Source organism: Kitasatospora sp. NPDC096077, from assembly GCF_040303245.1.
Taxonomy (GTDB): Bacteria; Actinomycetota; Actinomycetes; order Streptomycetales; family Streptomycetaceae; genus Kitasatospora.
This window is the reverse complement of record NZ_JBEOSV010000049.1, coordinates 29,120-53,363: the sequence shown is the minus strand read 5'-3', so window position 1 is coordinate 53,363 and position 24,244 is coordinate 29,120. Positions and strand designations below refer to the sequence as shown.

Below are 24,244 nucleotides of genomic sequence, written 5' to 3'. Positions count from 1 at the left end.
GCCCGCCCCGCAGGCTCCGCCGGCCCGGGCTCAGCCGCCGCACCGCTGCCGTCCCAGCACCGGGGGGACCAGGGCCGAGATCGACCAGGACGGCCGGCGCAGCAGCAGGTCGGCCGCGCGGCACAGCGGGCCCGGCAGGTAGTCGCAGGCGGCGGCCAGGGCCCGGGCGGAGTGCGGCTCCCGGGCCGCCCGGGCCGGGCCGAGGAGCCGGTAGAGCAGGAACAGCGCGTCGGCCGGGCTCAGTCGGCCCAGCCGGACGGTGTGCCCACCGTCGGGGCCCGGGCCCGGGTCACTCGACTCGGCGAGCGTGACGATGGCGGCACAGCCGGGTGCCGTCGGCAGCAGCGGGCGGACCGGTTCCACGGCGGGGGCACCGTCCAGCACGACCAGGACGCGCCGTCCGGCCAGCATTCGGTGGAACAGCGCCCGCCGGTCGGCCGGATCGGTCGGCACCGCCGACTCCTCGACGCCCAGTGCGCGGACGAAGGCGGCGAGGGTCCCGGGCACCGCCTCCGGTCCGACGCCGCGCAGGTCGGCGTACAACTGCCCGTCCGGGTAGGCGGTTTCGGCCCGGTGGGCGGCGTGCACCGCCAGGGCGCTCTTGCCGGTCCCGGCCGGGCCGGTGACACGGATCAGCGGAGCCGTCGGCCCGGGCGGCCCGGTCAGCACCTCGGCGATCTCGGCCAGCTGCGTCTGCCGTCCGGCGAACTCCGCGATGTCGGGCGGCAGTTGGAACGGCCGGCGGACGGCCCGGGCGCCCGGTGCCGGGCCGGTCGGGCCGGACAGCTCCAGGTCGAGGTCCCGGCGGTGCCGCAGCGCCTCCTCCCGCCAGCCGTCCAGCAGGTCTCGTTCGTGCGCCGCGAACGGCCCGGGGACGTCGCCCAGGGCGCGGCCGGTCCACAGTGCGAGGGCGTCGGAGAGCAGCGACCGGGCCCGCTCCGGCTGCCAGTTGCGGCGGGCGGTGGCGGCCTCGGCGATCCCGGCCAGGAAGGCCGTCCGGTCGACGGCCTCGGGGTCGACGTCCAGCCGGTACCCCTTGCCCTCGTGCCGCAGGACGCTCGCACCGGACCGTTCCGCGGCCGGACCGTCCAGCGCCTTGCGCAGCCGGTAGACATGGCCGGGCAGCGCGCCGACCCGGTCCGGTGCCTCGTCACCCTCCTCACCCCAGACCCCGTCCACGATCTCCCCCACCGGTACCGGCCGTCCGGCGGCGGCGAGGAGCACCGCGAGCACCGCGCGGTCCCGGGCCCGGTTGAACCGCAGCTCGCGGCCCTCGCGCCAGACCCGCAGCGGCCCCAGGACGGTGAAACGCAGCTCTGGCACGGCTCCTCCAGCGCACGGTGGTTGACGGTCCGTCATCCTACCGATCCGTAGCGTGAGTTGATCCGGGGCGCCGGACGCCCGCCGGTCCGGCGGTGGATCGCGGCGCCGAGGGGGCGCGCCGGCCCGACGTGCGCCGCAGGCGGAGCGGGGCCGCCTCACGCCGGTCCGCACAACGGGCGGACGGCCCGCCAGCTGGGCTGGCGGGCCGTCCGGTCATGCGGGTCTATCGAGGCAGGACCGACATCAACGCGGCTTCTTGAAACCGAACGTCGTCGCGTCCTTCTTGGTGTAGATGGTGCCGTCCGTGTCCTTGGTGAAGTCGCCGACCTTGGCGGCCGCCGGCGGGGTGTAGCGCACGGGGAGCTTCTGGCTCTTGGTCACGGTGCTCTCCAATCCATCGAGATCGAGGCCTGGCGTGGCCTCGGATTCATTGAGCCGTCAACTGCTCATGGTGTCTACACGGACGATGGAGATCAGGCCATTGCACCGCGACTTCGATATTCATACGGGTGAATCGTCAACAAATCATTGGGTGATCGAATCATTCGACGATGTGGACATGTCAGCGCCCAACTCGATCAAAATCGATCACAACAGGGTCCATCACTATCATGATCGGCATATTATCGACGCCTGATGGCGTGAATCATCCGCCGATCAAATGGCGTGATCCCCAACCGGGCCGGATTCAGCCGGTTGTGCGACCTCCACCGGTGGTGCACGGTTCTGGGGCGAAGCACCCGGGGCGCTGATTAAGCCCTGATAACCGTGATGCAACCGTGATACCTGGGGGTGAGAGAGGTGAAGTCGCCCAACGACCACCTCGTGGTCTTTCCGGATTCCCCGGGCGGCGCCCGGGCCCACCGTCAGATCGCGGACGAGGCACGGCGCGAAGCGCCGCGGCTGGTGAACCACGCCTCCGGACGCCCCTGGCTCGCGGGCTCGTGGGCGCCCGAGGAACTGGTGGTCGCCGAGGCCGGCCCGGTCCGGGTCGCCGCGTTCGGGCCCAGCCCGGTCGACCGGGCCCGGCTGGACGCGCTGGTCTCCTCCGTGCGCGAGCTCTCGGACCTGGACGCGCTGGCCCGCAGCCTGCCCGGCAACACCCATGTGGTGGCCTCCGTGCACGGGCAGGTGCGGTTCCAGGGCACCGTCACCGGAACGCGCCTCGTGTTCACCGCCCGGCTGGACGGTGTGCCGATCGCCGCCGACCGGGCCGACGTGCTGGCCGAGCTGACCGGTGCCGAACCGGACGAGGACCTGATCGCCGCCAGCGTGACGTACGGGATGCTCTTCACCCCGCTGAGCGAGCGCAGCTGGTGGCGCGGTGTGCACCAAGTGCCGTCGGACTCCTGCCTGGTGCTCCCCGGTGACGGGGCCGCCCGGTCGGTGCGCTGGTGGCAGCCGCCCGAGCCGGACCTCCCGCTGGCCCGGGGCGCCGAGGCGGTGCGCGAGCGGCTGCGCGCCGCGGTCGCCCTGCGCCGCCAGGAGGAGGGGCGGCTGTCGGCCGACCTGTCCGGCGGGATGGACTCCACCTCGCTCTGCTTCCTCGCCGCCGAGCACACCCCCGACCTGCTCACCTTCTGCTGGACCGGCGGCAGCGCGATCAACGACGACCCGCTGTACGCCGGCCAGGCCGCCCGGCTGCTGGAGCACGGTGAGCACCTGACCGTGCCGGACACCGACGCCCCGCCGGTGTTCGCCCCGCCGTACTGGACGATCGACACCGAGGCCCCGCGCGCGGCCACCCGGGGGATGAACGCGGTCCGCTACGGGATCCGGCACCTGGTCGAGCACGGCGCCACCCGGCACCTGGCCGGGCACGGGGCGGACGAACTGTTCACCGGCGGCGCGGCCTACCTGCACACCCTGCTGCGCCGCAGCCCCCTGGACGCCTGGCGGCAACTGCGTGCCCACCAGGCGCTCAACGACTGGCCGTTGCTGCCCAGCCTGACCGGACTGCTGCGCGGCGGCGACCTCGGCGGCTGGTGGCGGCAGTCCGCCGACGACCTCGGCCGCAGCGCGCCGCCGCCCCGCACCCCGTCGCTCGGCTGGGGCGAGCGCATCCCGACGACACCGTGGGCCAGCGCGGACGCGGTGCGGACCACCCAGCGGATCTTCCGCGAGGTGGCCGGCCAGGTCGCACCGCTGGCGCCCGACCGCGGCCAGCACGAGGCGCTCACCGCCCTGCGCAGCGCGGGCCCGGTGCTCCGGCTGATCGTCCGCGAGTACGCCGCCGCCGGGCTGCCGCTCGAACTGCCCTACCTGGACGACCGGGTGGTCGAGGCCGTGCTGTCGATCCGCACCCACGAGCGCTACAGCCCCTGGCAGTTCAAGCCGGTGCTGGCCACCGCGATGCAGGGCCTGGTGCCCGAGGTGATCCTCAACCGGACCACCAAGGGCGACTGCGAGGAGCCCGTCGACCGTGCCCTCCAGGAGCACGTCCCCGACCTGCTGGACCTCTTCGCGGACTCCGAACTGGGCCGCCGCGGCCTGATCGACGTACGGCGGCTGCGCACCACCCTGGTCACCCCGCCGCGCTCCGGGGACGTCTGGTCCGCCCAGTTGGAGGCGACCATCGGCGCCGAGCTGTGGCTGCGGGAGATCGCGGCCCGCCCCGCCGCCCAGCCCGCCCTGGTCGGCCCGGCCGGTGGCGCCGACCGTCCGCACCCCGGCACCGACCCCGAGGAGACGCCGTGACCAGCCCGCCCGTCGCACTCCAGTCGCGCACCCGACTGCCCCTGCACCGGCGCCTGCTCCCGCTCGCCGCCGTGGCGATCGCCCGTCCGCTGGCCAGGCTGTCGCCCCGGCACCTGAGCACCGTGCTCGGGGTGCTGAGCACCGGCGCCCGGCCGGTCACCGCCGCCCGGGCCTCCGCGGCGCGCGGCGCGGTGGTCGCGGTCAGCCTGCGCTGCGCCGTCCACAACTGCCTCCAGCGCTCGATCGCCACCGCCGTGCTGTGCCGGTTCAAGGGCACCTGGCCCACCTGGCAGGCCGGGGTGCGGACCACGCCGTTCGGCGCCCACGCCTGGGTCGAGGCCGAGGGCCGGATCATCGACGAGCCGTACCCCGACGGCTACTTCCGGCCGATGGTCACCGTCGCCCCCAAGCGGGGCACGCGCGGGTCGCACGGCCCCGAACAGCAGCCTGCGCCGACCGCCTGACCACCGGCCCCGCGCCCACCACAACCGGCCCCGCGCCACGACCACGCCCGGGAGGGCCGCATGACGCTCCGCCTGACCACCCACACGGTCTCCACCGACACCGACGACGGCGCCGTACTGCTCAGCCGGCGCACCGGGGCCTACTGGCAGCTCAACCAGACCGGCGCCTACGCCCTGCAACGCCTGCTGGACGGCCACAGCCTGGACGAGGTGGCCGCCGAGTTCGCCGCCCACTTCGGCATCGAAGCGGGCGAGGCGCAGCAGGACCTCACCGCCATGACCGACCAACTCCGGTCCTCCGGGCTGGTGGAGCCCCGCTGACCCCCGGCCGTCGCACCTCCGGGGGATCCGGGCACACGAGAGGGGAGCCGAGCACACCATGCTTCGACAGCTGTGGAACCTGACCAAGGGGCAACGACCCGCCCTGGCCGCCGCCCTGGTGCTCACCCTCACCGCAGCCGCCGTGGGCGTCGCCCAGCCCCTGGCCGCCAAGGGGGTGGTCGACGCGCTCACCGCGCACCGGCCGCTGCTGCTCCCGGTCACCGTCCTCGTCCTGCTGCTGCTGACCCAGGCGCTGATCGGCGCCGTCGCCGTGTTCCTGCTGGAACGCACCGGCGAGCGCTTCGTGCTGGGCCTGCGGACCGGGTTGATCGCGCGGCTGTTACGGGTCCGGATGGAGGCCTTCGACCGGCTTCGGGTCGGCGATCTGATGGCCCGCGCCTCGACGGACGTGGTCGTCCTGCGCGAGGCGCTGACGCACGTGTCGGTCCAGATCTCCACCAACCTGTGCGTCGCCCTGGGCAGCGTGGCGGCGATGTTCGTGCTGGACCCGGTCCTGATGCTGCTCATCCTGGGGGTGCTGCTCGGCTGCGGCCTGGTGGTGCACCGGCTGTCGGCGGAGATCGGCCGCTCCTCGACCGAGCTGCAGGGCACCGTCGGCGCGATCTCGGCCGGACTGGAACGGGCCCTGTCGGCGCTGCGCACGGTCCGGGCCAACCGGGCCGAGCAGCGCGAGATCGACCGGCTCGACGCGCTCTCCCACGGCGCCTACGACGCGGCGCTGCGCGGTGCCCGGCTGACCGCCCTGATCGCCCCCGTCGCCCAACTCGCCATCAACGCCGCCTTCGTGCTGGTCCTGCTGCTCGGCGCGGCCCGGGTCGACCGGGGTGCCCTGTCGCTCGGCGCGCTGGTGGCGATGCTGCTGTACGCCACCCAGCTGACCGGGCCGGTCACCGAGCTGATGGAGGGCATCGCCTCGGTGAACCGGGCCAAGGGCTCCATCGACCGGATCCAGGAGGTGCACGCCCTCCCGGTCGAGGACGGCGCCGCCGCCCTCGACGGCCGTGAACCGTCCGCCGCGGCACCGTCGTTGGAGATCCGCGACCTCCGGTTCGGCTACCGCCCGGACACGCCGATCCTCCGGGGGCTGTCGCTGACCGTCCCGCCGCACGGGCTGGTCGCCCTGGTCGGCCCGTCCGGGGCCGGCAAGTCGACCACCTTCGCCCTGATCAACCGCTTCTACGAGCCGTGGAGCGGCAGCATCAGCCTCGCCGGGCGGCCGGCCGAGGAGCTCAGTCTCCAGGACTGGCGCGCGCACATCGGCTGGGTCGAGCAGGACTGCCCGATCCTGCACGGCACCCTGCGGGACAACCTCTGCTACGCCGCCCCGGACGCGCCCGAGGACCGGCTGTGGGAGGTCCTCGACCTGGTCAACCTGGCAGAGAAGGTGAACGGCCTGCCGGCCGGGCTGGACACCGAGGTCGGCGACCGCGGGCTGGGCCTGTCCAGCGGCGAGCGCCAGCGGGTGGCCATCGCCCGTGCGCTGCTGGCCCGGCCCCGGCTGCTGCTGCTGGACGAACCCACCGCCCACCTCGACCCGGCCAACGAGGCCGCGCTGACGGTGAACCTCAACCGGCTCCGCAAGGAGTGCGCCCTGCTGGTCATCGCCCACCGGATGTCCACCATCGAGGCGGCGGACACCGTCGTGATGCTCTCCGACGGGACCGCCACCGCGAGCGGCCGGTACGCCGAACTCCTGGACGGGCACCCGGGCTTCCGGCACCTCGCCGGGCGCTGACGGGCGCTGACGGGCGCTGACCAGCGGGGACGGGCGGGTACGGGCGCCGACCCCGGGGCCCGCTACGCGTCCACCGGCCGGAGCACCGAGGTCACCGCCCGGACGCAGCCGAGCAGCGCGTCCGCCGAGTCCCAGCCGCCGGAGCGCCAGAGCAGCAGGTCGGTGCCGTCCACCCGCCAGCTGAACGGCTGCGGCGCGGCCGCCAGTTCGCGCACCCGCGGGGCGGACAGCACCCGCCGGGCCTGCTCCGGGTCGGCGGCGTAGCTGCGGTACCGGGCGTCGAAGTCGCTCTCCCCGCTGGTGACCCGCCCCTCGGGCACCGGCTCGGTGACCAGGACGGAGTGGAAGGGCCGTTCGTGCCGGACCTCGACCCGGTCCACCGGGGAGGGCAGCGACAGCACCGCGAGGCCGTAGACGTGGGTCTCGCCGTTGTACCGGCAGCTGTACCCGGCCACCGTGAGCGGCAGCCCGTCGAGCACGCCGCCCACCTGGTCGGTGAGCCGCTGGGCGGCGCCGTAGTGGAACGGCGGACCGGCCACCGGCAGCCGGGAGGCGGTGAACTCCGGCCTGGGCCTGAAGTCATGACGTTCCGTCAGTTCACCGCCCAGCTCGGCGGACCGGCGTCGCCCGCGGAACGCGTCGAAGCGCGGCGCGGTGAGCACCAGCGTGACGAAGGCGAGGAAGACCACGAGGGGGACGACGACGTCCATGGCGCGCTCCAGCGGTCGGAACCGTGTCCACGGCACCTCCCGACCGCGAGGAGGCGCACGCGACCTTCACGCCGACCAGGCTTCCCGGCACACCGCCATCGACTGTACGCGATCGGCCGTCCCGCGCAAGGGGCCCGGCAAGCGGTCGAACTGCCGTACGCCCTAGGGTGGTTGCCTCGACCGCTGGCCGGGCCCGGAACGCGGTTGACGGGCCGTCCGGAGCGGACGGCCCGTCGACCGGTCAGCAGCCCAGCTCGTCCGGGTGGCGCCAGCTCACCAGGCGGGCGCCGTCCGGCGGGACGGGCACCACCTCCTGGCCGAAGACCCGGTTGATCGAGCTGTTCCCGTTCAGCGTGATGTCGGCGCCGTAGACGTGCAGCGAGACCGCGCGGCCGGTGCCGCCGTTGGAGACCCGGTGGACGTCCTCGTCGGGCGGCACCAGCAGCTGGACCCGGCCGGGCGAGCAGGTGGTCCGGCCGGCCGGCACCAGGACCCGGCGCCCGGAGCGGGGCAGCCGCCAGAGCCGGAACGCCTCGTCCACCTCCACGCCCTCGACCACACCCGAGACGCACCAGGCGATGTGGTCGTGGATCGGGGTGGACTGCCCGGGCAGCCAGGTCAGCGCGACCACGGAGTACGTCCGCCCGGCGTGCAGCACCCGCTGGGAGTAGCCGTCGGTGTCGCCGGCGCACAGGTCGTCCGGGACGATCAGCCCGGCGCGCAGGTACTTGCGCAGGGTGTCCGCGGTGAGCTGGGCGGTCAGCACCTCGGCGGCGGCGTAGCGGGCGAGGTCGGAGAGGAACTCGTCGAGGTTGGATCCCGTCGTCATGGTCTACCGCCCCACGCCGGTGAGCGCGCGGACTTCGAGCTGCTCGAAGCCTCGGCCGTCCGGGTCCTCGTCGCGGCGGCGGCGACCGCCGACCAGCGAGCCGACGATCGCGGCCGCGAACCCGATCGGGATCGAGACGATGCCCGGGTTCTGCAGCGGGACGGGTGCGGTGGTGGTGCAGGAGATCAGTGCGGTGGCGTTGCCGACCTCCTTGGTGGCGGCGGGCACCCCGCAGTCCTTCGCCTGGGCGGCGGTCAGCTTCACCGCGGGCACGGTGGCGCTCGCGCCGCCCCAGCAGATCGGGGAGAGCAGCACCAGGCCGATCGCGCTGACCAGGCCGGCGTAGATGCCGCACTTGGCGCCGAAGGTGGTGAAGCGCTTCCAGAACAGGGTCAGCAGGATGGCGGGCAGGTTGGCCGAGGCGGCGATGGCGAAGGCCAGGGCGACCAGGAACGCCACGTTGAGGTCCCGGGCGAAGATCGACAGGGCGACCGCGACGGCCCCGATCACCACGGCGGCGATCTTCGCGGTGACCAGTTCCTGCCGTTCGGTGGCCCGGCCCTTGCGGATCACGTTGGCGTAGAGGTCGTGGGCGAAGGAGGACGAGGAGGTGAGGGTGAGCCCGGCGACCACCGCGAGGATGGTGGCGAAGGCGACCGCCGCGATGAAGGCGAGCATCAGGGAGCCGCCGGTGGTGCCCGCGCCGCCGCCGAGGTGCTCGGCCAGCAGGGTGGCGGCGGTGTTGCCGGACGGGTCCTTCGCCTTGATCGTCGCCGTGCCGACCAGGGCGGCCGCGCCGAAGCCGAGCACCAGGGTCATCAGGTAGAAGACCCCGATGATGCCGATCGACCAGTTGACCGACTTGCGGGCGTCCCGGCCGGTCGGGACGGTGTAGAAGCGGACCAGCACGTGCGGCAGCGCGGCGGTGCCGAGCACCAGCGCGGTGCCGAGGCTGACCAGGTCGAGCTTCGACCAGCCGTCGGTCGCCCCGTACTTCAGGCCGGGTTCGAGGAAGGCGTCGCCCTTCTTGGAGGCCGCCGCGGCGTCCCCGAGCAGGTGGCTGAGGTTGAAGCCGTACTTCGCCAGCACCCACACGGTCATGGTGGCCGCGCCGGCGATCAGCAGCACCGCCTTGACGATCTGCACCCAGGTGGTGCCCTTCATCCCGCCGACCACCACGTAGACGATCATCAGGGCGCCGACCCCGACGATGGTCCAGACCTGTGCGGCGGCGCCCTTGACGTCCAGCAGCTGCCCCACGATGGTGGCGGCGCCGACCATCTGGGCGATCAGGTAGAAGATCGAGACCACGATGGTCGACACCCCGGCGGCGGTCCGCATCGGCCCGCTGCGCAGTCGCGCGGCCAGCACGTCGGCCATGGTGAACCGGCCGGTGTTGCGCAGCAGTTCGGCGACCAGCAGCAGGGCGACCAGCCAGGCGACCAGGAAGCCGATCGAGTAGAGGAAGCCGTCGTACCCGGCGAGCGCGATGATCCCGGCGATGCCGAGGAAGGAGGCCGCGGAGAGGTAGTCGCCCGAGATGGCGATGCCGTTCTGCAGCGCGGAGAACTCGCCGCCGCCGGTGTAGAAGCCGCCGGTGCCCCGGGTGCTCCGCCGGGCCCAGAGGGTGATGACCAGGGTCACCGCCACCAGGGCGACGAAGAGGCCGATGGTCAGGCCCTTGGTGGAGTTCGACTTCGCCGCCTCGGCGGCGAGTTGCAGGTGCTGGGTCATGCCGGGATCTCCGTCGGTTCCTGGTCGCCGCCCCGGCCGGTCCGGCCCGCGGGGTCGGAATGGGCCGCGTCCGCACTGCGCAGCGCCTCGGCCAGCGGGTCCAACCGCCGGGCGGCGTACCGGCCGTAGGCCAGGGCGATGCCGAAGGTCGAGACGAACTGCAGCAGCCCGAAGACCAGGGCCACGTTGACGTGGCCGACGACCTTGGTCGCCATCAGGTCACGGGCGTAGGCCGAGCAGAGCACGTACGTCAGGAACCAGAGCAGGAACGCTGCGGTCACCGGGAACACGAACCGGCGGTACGCGGCGCGCAACTCGCCGAAGCGTGGATCGTCGCCGATCCAGGACGTGTCGCGGCGCGACGACACGACGGGGTCGATCATGAGAGTCCTTCTGAGCGGTGCGGAACTTGCCGATGGGACCGACCGTAGGAGCCGCCGGTAGACGGCTGATCAACGGCGCCGGGGAGGCCGGATCCGGGCACGGCGACGCGAACCGAACGGGCCCTGGCCGGAATGAGATGGTCCGGACCTCATGGGTGTTCCGCTTTCCCTTCCGTCACACCGGAATTCACGATTCACAGTGGCCCCAGCGGTAAATCACCCACCACCAGTCCGTTTCTTCACACCGTCACGGTCACCCGGCGAGCGTCGATTCCGCAGGTCACCGGGGATGCGGGCGCTTTCGGAACGGGCTCCGGCGATCTTCTTCCGAAGATCGTTCTTCAAATGTCGAGCACGTGTTTCACACATCCAGCTCTTTGGGCGACCCGGATGCTCTACATTGATTTTCGCCCCGCAGGGATGGGCGCAAGGCGGCATTCAAGTGATCCACCGGTCGACGCTGCGAGCGACCGGTGGCGCCCCCGGCGGCAGGCGTGGGGATCGGTCGTTCCCCGACGCCCGATGGGGGTTCTTTCGAGTAGCGCTGCAACAGGTGGATTCGCCATGCGCCGGGGGCGGGGGCCTCCCGGAGGTAGGAACAGCGCGGTACCGGGAGGCGGTGCCTCCCGAGGGGAGGAACAGTGCGGGAGGCCCCGGCCTCCCGGGGGGAGGAACCGTGTGGAGCGAACACGTCGAACCCACTGGCGACTTGGAAGGAGCGGTTGAGCACGGGGAGGGGGAGTTAGTCGGCCGGTCCCCGTCCCGGTCCCAGTCCCCGTCGACGCGGGGGCGTTCGGCGGACCGACGACTGCGCCGGTCCACGATCGACTGGGAACAGCAGTACCGCCGGGCCGTGATGATCAGCGACACCGCGGCCACCGCCCTGGTGGTGGCGGCGATCGGCGGCTTCTTCGGCGTACGGGACGCCGCCAACTGGCACGAGAAGTGGGGCATCCTCGCCTTCGGCACCGAACTGCTGGTGCTGGGGGCGCTGGCGATGACCCGCTCCTGGGCCGCGCCGGTGCTCGGCCAGGGCGCCGAGGAGTTCCGCCGGCTCGGCCGGGCGCTGTTCACGGCGGCCGTCGTGCTGGCGCTCGGCGGCATCGCCCTGGGCTCGCACAACATCAGGCTCTGGATCTTCGTCGCGATCCCGGCGATCACGGCCGTCACCATGACCGAGCGGTACCTGCTGCGCCTGTGGCTGCACAAGCAGCGCAACGCGGGGCGCTGCCTGCGCCCGGTGCTCGCCGCCGGGAGCCCGGCCACGGTGCGCGACCTGATCACCCGGACCCGCAAGTTCCCGCACCTGGGCTGGCGGGTGGACGCGGTGTGCACGCCGTACACCCTCGGCCGGGGCGCCGACCGGCTGGACGGCGTACCGGTGGTCGGCCGGCTGACGGACGTGGCCAACCACGTGCACCGGGACGGCTACCGGGTCGTCGCGGTCACCCCGGACCCGCACTGGACTCCGGACCGGCTGCAACGGCTGGCCTGGAACCTGGAGGGCGGCGACGCCGAGATGGTGGTCGCCCCGGTGCTGATGGAGGTGGCCGGCCCGCGGCTGCACGTCGACGCGGTGCTCGGCATCCCGATGCTGCGGGTCAGCATGCCGACCTTCACCGGCGGCCCCCGGGCCGTCAAGGAGGTCGTCGACCGGCTGGGCGCCGCCGTGCTGCTGGTGCTGTTCTCGCCGCTGATGCTGGCCGTCGGACTGCTCGTGCTGGCGGACAGCCGGGGCGGGGCGTTCTACCGGCAGCACCGGATCGGCAAGGACGGCCGCGCGTTCACCCTGGTCAAGTTCCGCACCATGGTGGTCGGGGCCGACCGGGCCAAGGCCGGGCTCGCCGAGCGCAACGAGGGCGCCGGCCTGCTGTTCAAGCTCCGCCGGGACCCCCGGGTGACCCGGGTCGGCGGGGTGCTGCGCCGGTACTCGCTGGACGAGCTCCCGCAGCTGCTCAACGTCCTCACCGGCTCGATGTCGCTGGTCGGCCCGCGGCCGCCGCTGCCGGAGGAGTCCGCGGCGTACGGCCCGGACATCCGGCGCCGACTGCTGGTCAAACCCGGGCTCACCGGCCTGTGGCAGATCAGCGGACGCAGCGACCTGCCGTGGGAGGAGGCGGTCCGACTGGACCTGCGGTACGTGGAGGACTGGTCGCTGGCCCTGGACGCGGTGATCCTCTGGAAGACGCTGCGCGCGGTGCTCCAGGGGCAGGGGGCCTACTGATGGGTGGGGTGCGCCGTCCGATCGGCGCGCGGATGGCCGGCCGGAACGGCCTGGCCGAGGGGAGGAACGGGTCATGCGGGTCAGCGTCTTAGGGCTCGGCTACGTGGGCTGCGTGTCGGCCGCGTGCCTGGCGAGCCTGGGGCACGAGGTCATCGGGGTGGACGTCAACCAGGTGAAGGTCGACCTGGTCAACGACGGCAAGGCCCCGGTGGTCGAGGAGCGGATCGGCGAGCTGATCGCCGAGATGGTGGCGAGCGGGGCGCTGCGCGCCACCACCGACGTCCGGGAGGCGATCCTGGGCAGCGAGGTGTCGCTGGTCTGCGTGGGCACGCCCTCGGAGCCCAACGGCAGCCTGTGCACCACCTATCTGGAGCGGGTCACCGAGCAGATCGGTGCCGCGGTGGCCGAGCGGGGCGGGCGGCAGACCGTGGTGTTCCGCAGCACCATGCTCCCGGGCACCTGCCTGGACCTGCTGGTGCCGATCCTGGAGAAGCACGCCGGCGGCACCGCCGGGGTGGACTTCGGGGTCGCGGTCAACCCGGAGTTCCTGCGCGAGGGCACCAGCGTGCGGGACTTCTTCGACCCGCCCAAGACCGTCATCGGCCAACTCGACGCGGCCAGCGGTGACGTGGTGGCGGCGCTGTACGGGGGACTGCCCGGCGAGGTGTTCCGGGTGCCCGTCCCGGTGGCCGAGGCGATCAAGTACGCGGACAACGCCTTCCACGGCCTCAAGATCGGCTTCGCCAACGAGCTGGGCGCGGTCTGCCAGGCGCTCGGGGTGGACTCGCACCAGGTGATCGACGTCTTCCTGGCCGACCGCAAGCTCAACATCAGCCCCGCCTACCTGCGGCCCGGCTTCGCCTTCGGCGGCTCCTGCCTGCCCAAGGACCTGCGCAGCCTGGTGCACGCGGCGAAGCGGGCCGACGTCTCGGTGCCGATCCTCTCGCACGTGCTGCCGTCCAACGCCGACCACCTGGCGCGCGCGGTGGAACTGGTCGAGCGCACCGGCAAGCGCCGGGTCGGCCTGTTCGGGCTGTCCTTCAAGCCCGGCACCGACGACCTGCGGGAGAGCCCGCTGGTCGAGCTCGCCGAGCGGCTCTTCGGCAAGGGCTACGACCTGCGGATCCACGACCCCAACGTGCACCTCTCCCGGCTGCTCGGGGCCAACCGCGAGTACATCGAGACCCGGCTGCCGCACCTCGCCCAGCTGCTCACCGACTCGGTCACCGAGGTGCTCGACCACGCCGAGGTGTGCGTGGTCGGGACCAAGGACCCGGCCGTGCTGGCGGCTCTGCCGCACGGCGAGGGCCCGGCGATCGTCGATCTCGTCCGCCTTCCCGACGCCGAGCTGCGTCGGACCGAACCGGGGTACTCGGGCCTTGCCTGGTGACGCGTCGTCCAAGCACAGGAGCGGCGGCGGGCGCACCCGCCGCGCGCTGATCCTGGTGGAGAACCTCTCGGTGCCCTTCGACCGGCGGGTGTGGCAGGAGTGCACCACGCTGCGCGACGCGGGCTGGACGGTGGACGTCATCTGCCCGCAGGGCACCAAGCGGGACACCGAGCCGGAGGCGGTGATCGACGGGGTGCGGATCCACCGCTACCCCCTGCGCGCCGCCACCGGCGGGCCGGCCGGCTACCTCCAGGAGTACGGCTCGGCGCTGTGGCACACCGTCCGGCTGGCCCGGAAGGTCGGCCCGGTCGACGTGGTGCACGCCTGCAACCCGCCCGACCTGCTGTTCCTGCCCGCCCTGTGGCTGAAGCGGCGCGGCGCGCGGTTCGTCTTCGACCAGCACGACCTGGTGCCCGAGCTGTACCTGTCCCGGTTCGACCGCGGCGAGGACCTGCTCTACCGGGCCGTGTGCGCCCTGGAGCGGCGGACCTACCGGGCCGCCGACGTGGTGCTCGCCACCAACGAGAGCTACCGGGACGTCGCGCTGCGCCGCGGCGGCAAGCGGCCCGAGGACGTCTTCGTGGTGCGCAGCGCGCCCGACACCGAACGCTTCAAACCGGTGCCGGCGGAGCCGGAGTTGAAGCGCGGCAAGCCCCATCTGCTGTGCTACCTCGGCGTGATGGGCCCGCAGGACGGCGTCGACTACGCCCTGCGGGCGCTGGCGAAGCTGCGCGACGAGGTCGGCCGGACCGACTGGCACGCGGTGTTCGTCGGCGGCGGCGACACCTTCGACGCGATGGTGGAGCTGTCCCGGACGCTCGGCCTCGCCGAGCAGGTGGAGTTCACCGGGCGGGTGCCGGACGCCGACCTGGTGCGCTACCTGTCCAGCGCGGACGTCTGCCTCTCCCCCGACCCGCGCAACCCGCTCAACGACGTGTCGACCATGAACAAGGTCCTGGAGTACATGGTCATGGGCCGCCCGATCGTCTCCTTCGACCTGAGGGAGGCCCGGGTCTCCGCCGGGGACGCCGCCGTGTACGCGCCCGCGAACGACGAGTCCGCGTTCGCGCGGCTCGTCGCGGAGCTGCTGGACGATCCGGAGAAGCGGGCCCTGATGGGCAAGGTCGGCCAGGAGCGGATCAACGGGCCGCTCGCCTGGCGGAACTCCCAGCGGTCGCTGCTCGCCGCCTACGCCGCCGCCTGCCGGGAGGGCGGCGCGGCGCCGGACGGCGACCCGGACCGGGCCGGGAGTAGGCCGCACCCTTGAGCGACGACACGATACGCCTGGTCACGATCGGCCGGATCCTGCGCCGGCGGTGGCGGCTGCTCGCCGTCCTCGCCGCGCTGGGTGCGCTGGTCGGCTTCGGCGCCTCGCTGCTGTTCCCGCCGAGCTACACCACCTCGACGTCGGTGCTGCTGCCCGGGGTGTGGCAGGACCGCGAGTTGCTGACCCAGGCGGAGATCGCGACCAGTTCGGTGGTGGTCGACCGGGCCGCCGCCGCGCTCAACTGGTCCGGCGTCGACGGCACGAAGCTGCAGAGCCGGGTGAGCGCCTCGGCCGCGGACGGCAACATCATCAAGATCTCGGGCACCGCGGAGACCCCGGAGCGCGCCCAGCAGCTCTCCGACCAGGTGGCCCACCAGTTCGTCTCCTTCGCCGCCCGGATCGCGGGCGACAGCACCGCTCCGGAGGCGGCGCAGCCCGAGGCGCTGCGGCAGCTGGTGGTGCAGGCCAGCCGGCGGATCACCGACCTGGCCGCGGCCGCCGACCCGGGGAAGTCCGTGGAGAGCGTGCAGACCCGCACCGAACTGGAGAAGCTGCGCACCACGCTGCAGGACGCCGTCAAGAAGCTGGACCAGGTCGATCCGGCGGCCAACAAGGCCAACATGGTGGTGATGGGGTCGGCGGCCCGGCCGACCGGCGAGGCGCCGCCGACCCGGACCCAACTCATCGCCGCCGGGGCGCTGTTGTCCCTGGTGCTGGCGATCGTCGGCCATCTCACCGCGGCCCGGGTGAGCCGCCGGCCGCGCACCGGGCCGGAGATCGCCTCGGCGCTGGGCGCGGAGCTGCTCGGCACCGTCGACGTCCCCGGCGTGCGGGCCGCCCGGCGGCCGACCGGCCGGGGCCCGCGGGCGCTGGCCTCCCGGCTGCTGGGCACCGACGTCCGCTGGGACGTCCCGCCGCCGCGGGCCTCCGGCGACGAGGCCGGCCGGCAGCTGCGCTACCGGCGGGTGTGCGCCCGGATCCAGGAGCAACTACCGTCCTTCCGGCCGCTGTTGGTGGTCGTCCCGGACGGCGACGAACCGGCCCGCCGGGCCGCCGGACTGCTCGCCGCCGAGGCGGTGGACGGTCCGGAGCCGCGGGTGGTCGAGGTCTCGGCGCAGCGGCCGCTGCTGCCGGACCGTACGGACGAGTCCGGCGCCCTGGTCGTGCTCAGCCCCGGCGGCTGGACCGCCGCGGAGCTGGCCGGGCTCGCCGAGGCCTGTGCGGACGGCGGGCACGAACTGGTCGGCGTCCTGGTGGCCGGCCCGGTCCGGGACCGTCCGGGACGCTCCGCCGGCACCGCCCCGGACGCCCCCGTCCCCGCGCTCGCAGGCGGCGAGGTGCCCGCACTCGCGGGCGGCGAGGACCCCGGGCGAGGTGCGGGGTGACGACGCGTACGGCCTCGGATCCGGCCCCCGCCCCGCTGCTGGACCTCCAGGCGCTGGTGGTCGCGGTGCGTCGGCGCCGCCGGCTGTGGTGCGCCACGGCGCTGCTCGGGCTGCTGCTCGGCGCGGCGCTGGCCGTCCTGAAGCCGCCGCCGCCGACCGCGGTGGCCAAGGTGCTGGTCGCGCACCAGGCGGACCAGCCCAACGACCCCGGCACGCTGATCCGCACCGACGTCGCCCTGCTGCAGACCACCGGGATCGCCGACCAGGCCCTGAAGACCCTCAACTCCCCCCAGAAACCGGAGGACTTCATGAAGGAGTACTCCGGCGCCGGGCTGACCAACAACCTGCTGCAGATCACCGCAACCGGCCGTACCGACACCGAGGCGCAGTCCCGGGCCAAGGCGCTGGCCGACGCCTTCGTCGCGGACCACGTCCGGCGGATCAAGGAGGCCGCGGACGCCCAGGCCAAGGCCCTGACCGACGAGCGGGACCGGATGCGCGAGGAGCTCGCCCAGGTCAACCAGTCGATCGGTTCCGGGGCGCAGCAGACCGGGCCGAACGCCTCGGCGAACCTGGAGTCGCTCTACGCCAGCCGGGCCGAACTCACCTCCCGGATCACCGACTTCGGCCAGCGCGCGGCCGAGGCGCAGGTCGGCACGCCCGCGCTGGTGGCCGGCACCCAGATCGTGGACGCCCCGCGCGCGGTGCGCCAGTCGCTGCCCACCACGGCCGCCACCGACGGCGGGCTCGGACTGGTGCTCGGGCTGGTGCTCGGCCTCGCGGTGGCCGCGATCGGCGCGGTGGTGGCGGACCGCCCGGTGCTGCGCCGGGAGATCGCCGCCGACCTCGGGGCCTCGGTCCTCGCGGAGCTGCGCCGGGTGCCCCGCCGTCCGCCCGGGCGGTGGCGGGGGCGGCGGAGCAGGGCGGCCCGGGCCAGGCTCGCCACGACCCTGGCCCGTACCGTGCGCGGTTCGACGGAGGCGGTGTCGGTGCTGGAGCTGGGCTGTGCGCACAGCGCGGTCGAGATCGCGCTGGACCTCGCCCGGGAACTGGCGGACGGGGCATCGGCGGCCGGCCGGCCGACGGACCTGGAGTCGCCGGGCCGGGAGCTGCCGGGCCGGGAGCCGGTGGCCGGGGAGCCTTCGGCCGGCGGCCCGGTGGTGCTGGTGGACGGCCTGCCCGGCCCGCAGCTCGCCAAGCGCCGCGCCCGGCCGGGCGACCCGACCGTGATCGGCGGCGAACCCGCCGCGGCCGTACCCGGGCACCAACGCCGGATCGGCGTCGGCTCGGTCTCCCCCGGCACGGCCTGGACCGACCTCCAGCACCTCGGCACCCGCACGGTGCTGGTGGTCCGGGCCGGGCACGGCAGTGCCGCCTGGCTGCACACCGTGGCCCGGCAGCTCGCCGAGCAGCGCATCCCGGTGCTCGGCGTGGTGCTGATCGACCCCGATCCGCGCGACCGGACCGACGGCACCCTGTGGGACGGCCCGCGCCCCGCGCCGCGCGGCCGGGGCGAACGGCCGGCCCGGCTCCTCGGCCCGGCCAGGCGGCGGACGGAACGACTACCGATGTGGACCGCACGGGTCCCGGACAGCGATCAGGAGGCGAGGTAGCCCATGTGCGGCATCGCAGGCACGTACCGATGGCCGGACGGGAAGGCCGTCACCGACCTGCTCACCGAGACCCTCGCCCACCGCGGCCCGGACGGGTCGGGCCGGTACAGCCACCCCGTCGGCGACGGCGAGGTGCAGCTGGGGCACCGTCGGCTGGCCATCATCGACCTGTCCGAGACCGGCGCCCAGCCGATGGTCTCCGACGGCCTGGTGCTGACCTACAACGGCGAGCTGTACAACGCGCCCGAGCTGCGGGCCGAACTGGCGGCCGCCGGGGTGCGCTTCCGCGGCACCTCGGACACCGAGGTGCTGCTGGAGGCCTGGCGGCGCTGGGGCACCGACTGCCTGCCCCGGCTGCGCGGGATGTTCGCGTTCGGGATCTTCGACGAGCGCACCGGTGAACTGGTGCTGGCCCGCGACCAGCTCGGCATCAAGCCGCTCTTCCTGGTCCGGCGCGGCGGGGGCCTGGTGTTCGCCTCCGAGCTCAAGGCACTGGCCGCCGCCACCGGCGGGTCGCTGGAGGTGGACCACGGGGCGATGGTGGCCTCGCTGCTGTACTACTGGGTGCCGGACTCCCGGTGCGCGCTGCGCGGGGCGGAGAAGCTGCCGCCGGGCAGCTGGCTGCGCTGCCGGCCGGACGGCCGGGTGGAGCGCGGCCGGTACTGGCACCTGCGGGAGGTTGCCGCGGAGGGCCGGGAGCGGGCCCGGGCCGGTGAACTGCCCGACCTCGCCGCGATCGTCGAGGAGTCGACCCGGCGTCACCTGCTCTCCGACGTCCCGGTCGCGACCTTCCTCTCCGGCGGGCTGGACTCCAGCTACCTGACCGCGCTGGCGGCCCGCGACCGCCCCGGGATCTCCGCCTACACGATCGGCTTCCGGGCCGAGGACGCCAGGTTCGAGGCGATGCCGGACGACCTGCGCTACGCCCGGCAGGTGGCCGGGCAGTTCGGCGTCGACCTGCACGAGATCGAGATCGCCCCGGACGTGCTGGACCTGCTGCCGCGGATGACGTACCACCTGGACGAGCCGATCGGCGACCCGGCCGCGATCAACACCTTCCTGATCTGCACGGCCGCCCGGGAGGCCGGGGTCAAGGTGCTGCTGTCCGGGATGGGCGCCGACGAGCTGTTCGCCGGCTACCGCAAGCACCTCGCCAACCGGCTGGCGCTGCGCTACCAGCGCGTCCCGCGGCCGCTGCGCCGCGGCCTGTCCGCGGCGGTGGACCGGCTGCCGGTGGCCACCTCCCGCCGGGGGTTGCGGTCGGTGCGCTTCGCCAAGCGCTTCCTGTCCTTCGCCGACCTGCCGGAGGAGACCGCGTTCCGGCGCAGCTACACCATGTACGACCGGGAGGAACTGCTCGGCCTGGTCGATCCGGACCTGGCCGGGACGGTCCAGGACGTGCTGACCGAGCACGCGGACGTCTACCAGGACAACGACCTGGACGACTTCGTCAACCGGATGTGCCTGGGCGACGCCCGGATGTTCCTGCCGGGCCTCAACCTCGCCTACACCGACCGCTCCAGCATGGCCGCGTCCACCGAGGTGCGGGTGCCGTACGTGGACGTCGAGGTGGTCCGGGCGGCCTTCACCGTGCCCGGCGACCGCAAGATCGTCGGCCGCCAGGGCAAGGCCGTCCTCAAGGAGGCGGCCACCTCGGTGCTGCCCCGGGAGATCGTCTACCGGCCCAAGGGCCTGTTCAGCGCGCCGCTGCGGGCCTGGATGAGCCGGGACCTGGCGCCGCTGGTGCGCGAGGTGATCAACGACGGCGAGCTGGTGCGCTCCGGGTTCCTGCGCCGCGAGGCGCTGGCCCGGCTGGTCGCCGAGGACGCGGCCGGGCAGCAGGACTACTCCAAGCACCTCTGGCACGTGCTCACCCTGGAGTACTGGTACCGCGGCGTGACCTCCGGCTCCGGCCGGCCCACCTGACGGCTCGAACTGACGGCTCGACACGACGGCTCGACACGACGGCTCGATCCAACCGCTCGACATGACGGCTCAGCAGCAAGGGGACTTCGGTGAAACAGGTTGTGCAGAACTACAAGAGCGGCGAGCTGTCGGTGCTGGACGTGCCGGTGCCCGGGTGCAAGCCCGGCGGGGTGCTGGTGCGCACCGCCTTCTCGCTGATCTCCACCGGGACCGAGCTGATGAAGGTCTCCGAGGCCGGGATGTCCATGCTGGGCAAGGCCCGCTCCCGACCGGACCAGGTGGCCAAGGTGATGCAGAGCGTGGCCGTCAACGGGCTGCCCGCCACCTACCGCAAGGTGATGGGCAAGCTGGACTCGTACACCCCGCTGGGCTACTCGCTGTGCGGGGTGGTCGAGCAGGTCGGCGCCGGGATCGACGACGTGAAGGTCGGCGACCTGGTGGCCTGCGCGGGCAACGAGCACGCGCTGCACGCCGAGCTGAACTGGGTGCCGCGGAACCTCTACACCCCGGTGCCGGACGGCCTCGCGCCGCGGCACGCGGCCTTCGGCACCGTCGGGTCGATCGCCCTCCAGGGCGTCCGCCAGGGCGAACCGCAGCTCGGCGAGGTGGCGTTGGTGATCGGTCTCGGGCTGATCGGGCAGCTGGTGGTGCAGCTGCTGACGGCGGCGGGGGTGCGGGTGGTCGGCGCCGACCCCGACCCGGCGCGCTGCGAACTGGCCGAGCGGCTGGGCGCGGTGGCCTGCGGCGACCCCGGCTCCGCGGCCGTGGAGACGGCCGTCGCCGAGCTCACCGACGGCCACGGCGTGGACCAGGTGTACCTGGCCGCCGGCGGCGCGAGCAACCAGCCGGTGGAGCTGGCCGCCCACCTGGCCCGGGACCGCGGCCGGGTGGTCGACATCGGCAAGTGCCGCCTCGACCTGCCGTGGAACGCCTACTACGAGAAGGAGTTGGACGTCCGGTTCTCCCGCTCCTACGGCCCCGGGCGCTACGACCCCTCGTACGAACTGGAGGGCCGGGACTACCCGATCGGCTACGTGCGCTGGACCGAGCGCCGCAACCTGGCCTGCTTCCTCGACGTGATGGCCCGCGGCCGGGTCGACGTGGAGCCGCTGGTCTCCCACGTCGCCGAGTTCGAGGACGCCGTCGAGACCTACCGGCGGCTGAAGGAGGGCGAGTTGAAGGCCGTCGCGGTGCTGTTCCGGTACCCGGAGCCGGAGGGCGCGGGGACGACGGAGGCCCCGAAGGTGGCGGTGCCCGCCGTGCTCCGCGGCGAGCGGACCGTCCCGGTCCGGCCGGGCCGGACCCCGGTGCGGCTGGCGTTCGTCGGCGCCGGGAACTACGCCAGCTCGATGCTGCTGCCGCACCTGGCCCAGCGCGAGGGCGTCACGCTCTCCACCGTCGTCACCACCACCGCGCTGTCCGCCGCCAACGCCCAGCGCAAGTTCGGCTTCGCCCAGGCCACCACCGACCTGGACGCCGTGCTCGGCGACGACTCCGTCGACGCGGTGTTCGTGGTCACCCGGCACAGCTCGCACGCCGAACTGACCAAGCGCGCCCTGCTGGCCGGCAAGGCGGTGTTTGTGGAGAAGCCGCTGGCCCTCACCGAGGAGGAGCTCGCCGGGGTGCTCGCGGTGGTGGAGGAGTCCGGCAACGACCGCCTCCAGGTCGGCTTCAACCGCCGCTTCGCCCCGCTGCTGCGCGAGGCCCGGGCCCGCTTCGGCGCCCGCACCGGCCCGGCCAGCCTGCGCTACCTGGTCAACGCCGGCCGGCTGCAGCACGGCAGCTGGTACCTCCAGCAGGGCACCGAGGGCTCCCGCTTCGCCGGCGAGGGCGGGCACTTCATCGACACCGCGAGCTGGCTGCTGGGCGCCGACCCGGTCTCGGTGTACGCGGTCGCGCCGTCCGGCAACGAGGACCTCCAGATCGTGCTGCGCTACCCCGACGGCTCCACCGCCACCCTCAGCTACGTCACCACCGGCGCGCCCGGCTTCCCCAAGGAGACCCTGGACCTGGTCGCCGACGGCAAGGTGCTCAAGCTGGACGACTTCGTCCGCGCCTCGGTGTACGGGAACAAGCGCTGGGTCAGCTCGCGGCTGCCCAAGGCCCGGGACAAGGGCCAGTCCGCCCAACTGGCCGCGTTCGTCAAGGCGGTGCGCACCGGCGGGCCGATGCCGGTACCGCTGGAGTCGCTGGCGGCCACCACGGCGGCCACCCTCGCGGTGCGGGCCGGCCTGGCCGCCGGCGCGCCGGTGACGCTGGCGGGGCCGCGATGACCATGAGTGCGGGCTGGTACCTGCGACGGCTGTCCCGGATGGGGCCGGGCGAGGTCGGCGGCCGGGCCGGCGACGCGCTGCGCCGGCGGCGCTGGCGCTCGGCGCAGCCGCACGGCCCGGCGGTGTCCGGCGCCCAATTCACCGCCGTGCTGCCCGCCGGGGCGCTCGCCGCGGTCCCGGCCGACGCCGCCGAGCGCCTGGTCGCCGCCGCGGACCGGCTGATGGCCGGGCACGCCGAGTACTTCGGGGTGCCCCGCACGGACCTGGCCGACCCGGACTGGTCGCTCGACCCGAAGACCGGCCGCCGGGCCCCCGACGGCTACGCCTTCGATCTGCCGTACCGGGACGAGGACGCGGTCGGCGACATCAAGCAGATCTGGGAGCCGTCCCGGCACCAGCACCTGACCGTCCTCGCCGCCGCCTACGCGCTCACCGGCGACGAGCGCTACGCCGAGCGGGTCGCCGGGCAGCTGCGGTCCTGGTGGGAGGCCAACCCGCCGCTGCGCGGGGTGCACTGGATCAGCGGCATCGAGCTGGGCATCCGGCTGCTGTCCTGGGTGTGGGTGCGCCGGCTGCTGGACGGCTGGCCGGGCGCGGCCGCCCTGTTCGAGGCCAACCCGGTGGCGGTGCGGCAGGTCTGGCACCACCAGCGCTGGCTGGCGGCCTTCCCCAGCCGGGGCTCCTCGGCGAACAACCACGTGATCGCCGAGGCGGCCGGGCAGTTCGCCGCGGCCTGCGCCTTCGACTGGTTCCCCGCCTCGGCGCGCTGGCGCTCCGGCGCGCTGCGCTCGCTGGAGCGGCACCTGCGCGGCAACACCTTCCCCTCCGGCCTCAACCGCGAACTGGCCACCGAGTACCACGGGCTGGTCCTGGAACTCGGCCTGGCCGCGGTGGCCGAGGCGGACGCCGCCGCCGTGCCCGTCCCCCGGACCGTCCGGCTGGTGCTGCTGCGGATGAGCGACGCGCTCGCGGCCGTGGTGGACGACCGGCTGCGGCCGCCGCGCCAGGGCGACGCCGACGACGGCCACGGACTGGTCCTGGACGGCGCGGGCACCGACCGCTGGGCCTCGCTGCTGGCCACCGGCGCGGCCGTGTTCGGCCGGCTCCCCTGGTGGCCGGAGGTCACCGGCACCGATGTGCGCACCCCGCTGCTGGCCGCGCTGCTGCGCCCGTACGGCCGGGGGGTGAGCCGCCCGAAGGAGCGCCCGGTGCACTTCCCCGACGCGGGGATGACCGTCCTGCGCGGCCCGGCCGGGATCTGGGCCCGCTGCGACGGCGGCCCGCACGGCTTCCTGTCCATCGCCGCGCACGGCCACGCCGACGCGCTCTCCCTGGAGGTCCGGCAGGACGGCGTCGACCTGCTCGCCGACCCGGGCACGTACTGCTACCACGGCCAGCCCGAGTGGCGGCGGTACTTCCGCTCCACCCTGGGCCACAACACCCTGGAGCTGGACGGCGCGGACCAGTCCGTCTCCGGCGGCCCGTTCCTGTGGACCAGGCACGCCCGCAGCCGGGTCCTGGTCGCCGACACCTCCGACCCCAAGGTGTCCCGCTGGTGCGCCGAGCACGACGGCTACCGGCCCGCGGTGCACCGCCGCCGGGTCGAACTGCACGTCGCCGAACGGGAGTTGCGCGTGCTCGACGAGGTGCGCGGCCCGCGCCGGGCGGCCGCCCGACTGGCCTTCCACCTCGGCCCGACGGTCACCGCCGAGCTGACCGGCAACCGGGCCGAGCTGAGCTGGACCAGGGACGGCGAGCTGTGCTCCGCGGTGCTGGAGCTGCCCGGACAGCTGACCTGGCGGGCGCACCGCGGCGAGGACGAGCCCCCGCTCGGCTGGTACTCGGAGGGCTTCGGCCGCCGGGAGCCCGCCACCACGCTGGTCGGCACCGGCTTCGCCGACGGCGCACAGGGGCTCACCACCGTGCTCAGGTTCCGGGGCTAGGGGGCG

18 protein-coding genes are annotated in these 24,244 nt (G+C 73.9%); 12 read left to right on the top strand and 6 right to left on the bottom strand.

Annotated elements, in window-relative coordinates; genetic code table 11:
* Positions 1 to 30: 30 nt before the first annotated feature.
* Complete coding sequence (locus ABTZ03_RS31325; RefSeq protein ID WP_350516499.1) at positions 31 to 1,323, bottom strand: AfsR/SARP family transcriptional regulator; 1,293 nt, start codon at positions 1,321 to 1,323, stop codon at positions 31 to 33.
* 243 nt (positions 1,324 to 1,566) lie between these two features.
* Entirely contained in the window at positions 1,567 to 1,704 is a 138-nt protein-coding gene (locus ABTZ03_RS31320) for a hypothetical protein (RefSeq protein WP_350516498.1), read from the bottom strand.
* Positions 1,705 to 2,124: 420 nt separating this feature from the next.
* On the opposite strand from ABTZ03_RS31320, the gene ABTZ03_RS31315 reads away from it, so the two are divergent.
* The 4 genes from ABTZ03_RS31315 to ABTZ03_RS31300 are packed head-to-tail and all read left to right on the top strand — an operon-like array spanning position 2,125 to position 6,561.
* Complete coding sequence (locus ABTZ03_RS31315) at positions 2,125 to 4,020, top strand: asparagine synthase-related protein (protein WP_350516497.1); 1,896 nt, start codon at positions 2,125 to 2,127, stop codon at positions 4,018 to 4,020.
* Positions 4,017 to 4,484 carry a lasso peptide biosynthesis B2 protein gene (locus ABTZ03_RS31310; protein WP_350516496.1) on the top strand — a complete coding sequence of 156 codons (468 nt, stop codon included), beginning with the start codon at positions 4,017 to 4,019 and terminating at the stop codon, positions 4,482 to 4,484. The genes ABTZ03_RS31315 and ABTZ03_RS31310 overlap by 4 nt, the downstream gene beginning before the upstream one ends.
* Positions 4,485 to 4,544: 60 nt before the next feature.
* Entirely contained in the window at positions 4,545 to 4,805 is a 261-nt protein-coding gene (locus tag ABTZ03_RS31305; protein ID WP_350516495.1) for a lasso peptide biosynthesis PqqD family chaperone, read from the top strand.
* A gap of 58 nt (positions 4,806 to 4,863) precedes the next feature.
* A complete protein-coding gene (locus ABTZ03_RS31300; RefSeq protein ID WP_350516494.1) occupies positions 4,864 to 6,561 on the top strand; it encodes an ABC transporter ATP-binding protein in 1,698 nt (565 codons plus the stop codon).
* A gap of 62 nt (positions 6,562 to 6,623) precedes the next feature.
* On the opposite strand, the gene ABTZ03_RS31295 is transcribed toward ABTZ03_RS31300, so the two are convergent.
* The 4 genes from ABTZ03_RS31295 to ABTZ03_RS31280 form a co-directional block, all read right to left on the bottom strand.
* On the bottom strand, positions 6,624 to 7,271 hold the full coding sequence (locus ABTZ03_RS31295) for a hypothetical protein (RefSeq protein WP_350516493.1): 648 nt from the start codon (positions 7,269 to 7,271) through the stop codon (positions 6,624 to 6,626).
* 241 nt (positions 7,272 to 7,512) lie between these two features.
* Positions 7,513 to 8,100 carry a cysteine dioxygenase family protein gene (locus tag ABTZ03_RS31290; RefSeq protein ID WP_350516492.1) on the bottom strand — a complete coding sequence of 196 codons (588 nt, stop codon included), beginning with the start codon at positions 8,098 to 8,100 and terminating at the stop codon, positions 7,513 to 7,515.
* 3 nt (positions 8,101 to 8,103) lie between these two features.
* Positions 8,104 to 9,834, bottom strand: a complete 1,731-nt coding sequence (locus ABTZ03_RS31285; protein ID WP_350516491.1) for a monocarboxylic acid transporter — start codon at positions 9,832 to 9,834, stop codon at positions 8,104 to 8,106.
* Positions 9,831 to 10,217 (bottom strand): DUF485 domain-containing protein, encoded by a 387-nt coding sequence (locus tag ABTZ03_RS31280; protein ID WP_350516490.1) that lies wholly within the window; start codon positions 10,215 to 10,217, stop codon positions 9,831 to 9,833. The genes ABTZ03_RS31285 and ABTZ03_RS31280 overlap by 4 nt, the downstream gene beginning before the upstream one ends.
* A gap of 856 nt (positions 10,218 to 11,073) precedes the next feature.
* Between ABTZ03_RS31280 and ABTZ03_RS31275 the strand changes: the two genes are divergently transcribed.
* From ABTZ03_RS31275 to ABTZ03_RS31240, 8 genes are all read left to right on the top strand, one after another.
* On the top strand, positions 11,074 to 12,441 hold the full coding sequence (locus ABTZ03_RS31275) for a sugar transferase (RefSeq protein ID WP_350516489.1): 1,368 nt from the start codon (positions 11,074 to 11,076) through the stop codon (positions 12,439 to 12,441).
* Between the two features lie 73 nt (positions 12,442 to 12,514).
* Positions 12,515 to 13,831: a nucleotide sugar dehydrogenase gene (locus ABTZ03_RS31270; RefSeq protein WP_350516488.1), complete on the top strand. Its 1,317-nt coding sequence runs from the start codon at positions 12,515 to 12,517 to the stop codon at positions 13,829 to 13,831.
* On the top strand, positions 13,821 to 15,098 hold the full coding sequence (locus ABTZ03_RS31265) for a glycosyltransferase family 4 protein (RefSeq protein WP_350516487.1): 1,278 nt from the start codon (positions 13,821 to 13,823) through the stop codon (positions 15,096 to 15,098). Before ABTZ03_RS31270 ends, ABTZ03_RS31265 begins: the two co-directional genes overlap by 11 nt.
* The gene (locus tag ABTZ03_RS31260; protein WP_350516486.1) at positions 15,095 to 16,483 is read left to right on the top strand and encodes a Wzz/FepE/Etk N-terminal domain-containing protein; all 1,389 of its coding nucleotides are present in this window, start codon (positions 15,095 to 15,097) and stop codon (positions 16,481 to 16,483) included. The genes ABTZ03_RS31265 and ABTZ03_RS31260 overlap by 4 nt, the downstream gene beginning before the upstream one ends.
* The gene (locus ABTZ03_RS31255) at positions 16,480 to 18,096 is read left to right on the top strand and encodes a Wzz/FepE/Etk N-terminal domain-containing protein (protein ID WP_350516485.1); all 1,617 of its coding nucleotides are present in this window, start codon (positions 16,480 to 16,482) and stop codon (positions 18,094 to 18,096) included. Before ABTZ03_RS31260 ends, ABTZ03_RS31255 begins: the two co-directional genes overlap by 4 nt.
* A gap of 3 nt (positions 18,097 to 18,099) precedes the next feature.
* The gene (gene asnB / locus ABTZ03_RS31250; RefSeq protein WP_350516484.1) at positions 18,100 to 20,022 is read left to right on the top strand and encodes an asparagine synthase (glutamine-hydrolyzing); all 1,923 of its coding nucleotides are present in this window, start codon (positions 18,100 to 18,102) and stop codon (positions 20,020 to 20,022) included.
* Between the two features lie 89 nt (positions 20,023 to 20,111).
* The gene (locus ABTZ03_RS31245) at positions 20,112 to 22,295 is read left to right on the top strand and encodes a bi-domain-containing oxidoreductase (protein WP_350516483.1); all 2,184 of its coding nucleotides are present in this window, start codon (positions 20,112 to 20,114) and stop codon (positions 22,293 to 22,295) included.
* Positions 22,292 to 24,238 carry an alginate lyase family protein gene (locus ABTZ03_RS31240; protein WP_350516482.1) on the top strand — a complete coding sequence of 649 codons (1,947 nt, stop codon included), beginning with the start codon at positions 22,292 to 22,294 and terminating at the stop codon, positions 24,236 to 24,238. The genes ABTZ03_RS31245 and ABTZ03_RS31240 overlap by 4 nt, the downstream gene beginning before the upstream one ends.
* The last annotated feature ends 6 nt before the right edge of the window (positions 24,239 to 24,244 follow it).

What these genes read in the sequence shown, in the direction of transcription:
- ABTZ03_RS31295 (WP_350516493.1), bottom strand. Translation starts at nt 7,271, where the DNA reads ATGGACGTCGTCGTCCCCCTCGTGGTCTTCCTCGCCTTCGTCACGCTG.
- ABTZ03_RS31285 (WP_350516491.1), bottom strand. Translation starts at nt 9,834, where the DNA reads ATGACCCAGCACCTGCAACTCGCCGCCGAGGCGGCGAAGTCGAACTCC.
- ABTZ03_RS31290 (WP_350516492.1), bottom strand. Translation starts at nt 8,100, where the DNA reads ATGACGACGGGATCCAACCTCGACGAGTTCCTCTCCGACCTCGCCCGC.
- ABTZ03_RS31270 (WP_350516488.1), top strand. Translation starts at nt 12,515, where the DNA reads ATGCGGGTCAGCGTCTTAGGGCTCGGCTACGTGGGCTGCGTGTCGGCC.
- ABTZ03_RS31280 (WP_350516490.1), bottom strand. Translation starts at nt 10,217, where the DNA reads ATGATCGACCCCGTCGTGTCGTCGCGCCGCGACACGTCCTGGATCGGC.
- ABTZ03_RS31300 (WP_350516494.1), top strand. Translation starts at nt 4,864, where the DNA reads ATGCTTCGACAGCTGTGGAACCTGACCAAGGGGCAACGACCCGCCCTG.
- asnB (WP_350516484.1), top strand. Translation starts at nt 18,100, where the DNA reads ATGTGCGGCATCGCAGGCACGTACCGATGGCCGGACGGGAAGGCCGTC.
- ABTZ03_RS31240 (WP_350516482.1), top strand. Translation starts at nt 22,292, where the DNA reads ATGACCATGAGTGCGGGCTGGTACCTGCGACGGCTGTCCCGGATGGGG.
- ABTZ03_RS31275 (WP_350516489.1), top strand. Translation starts at nt 11,074, where the DNA reads ATGATCAGCGACACCGCGGCCACCGCCCTGGTGGTGGCGGCGATCGGC.
- ABTZ03_RS31305 (WP_350516495.1), top strand. Translation starts at nt 4,545, where the DNA reads ATGACGCTCCGCCTGACCACCCACACGGTCTCCACCGACACCGACGAC.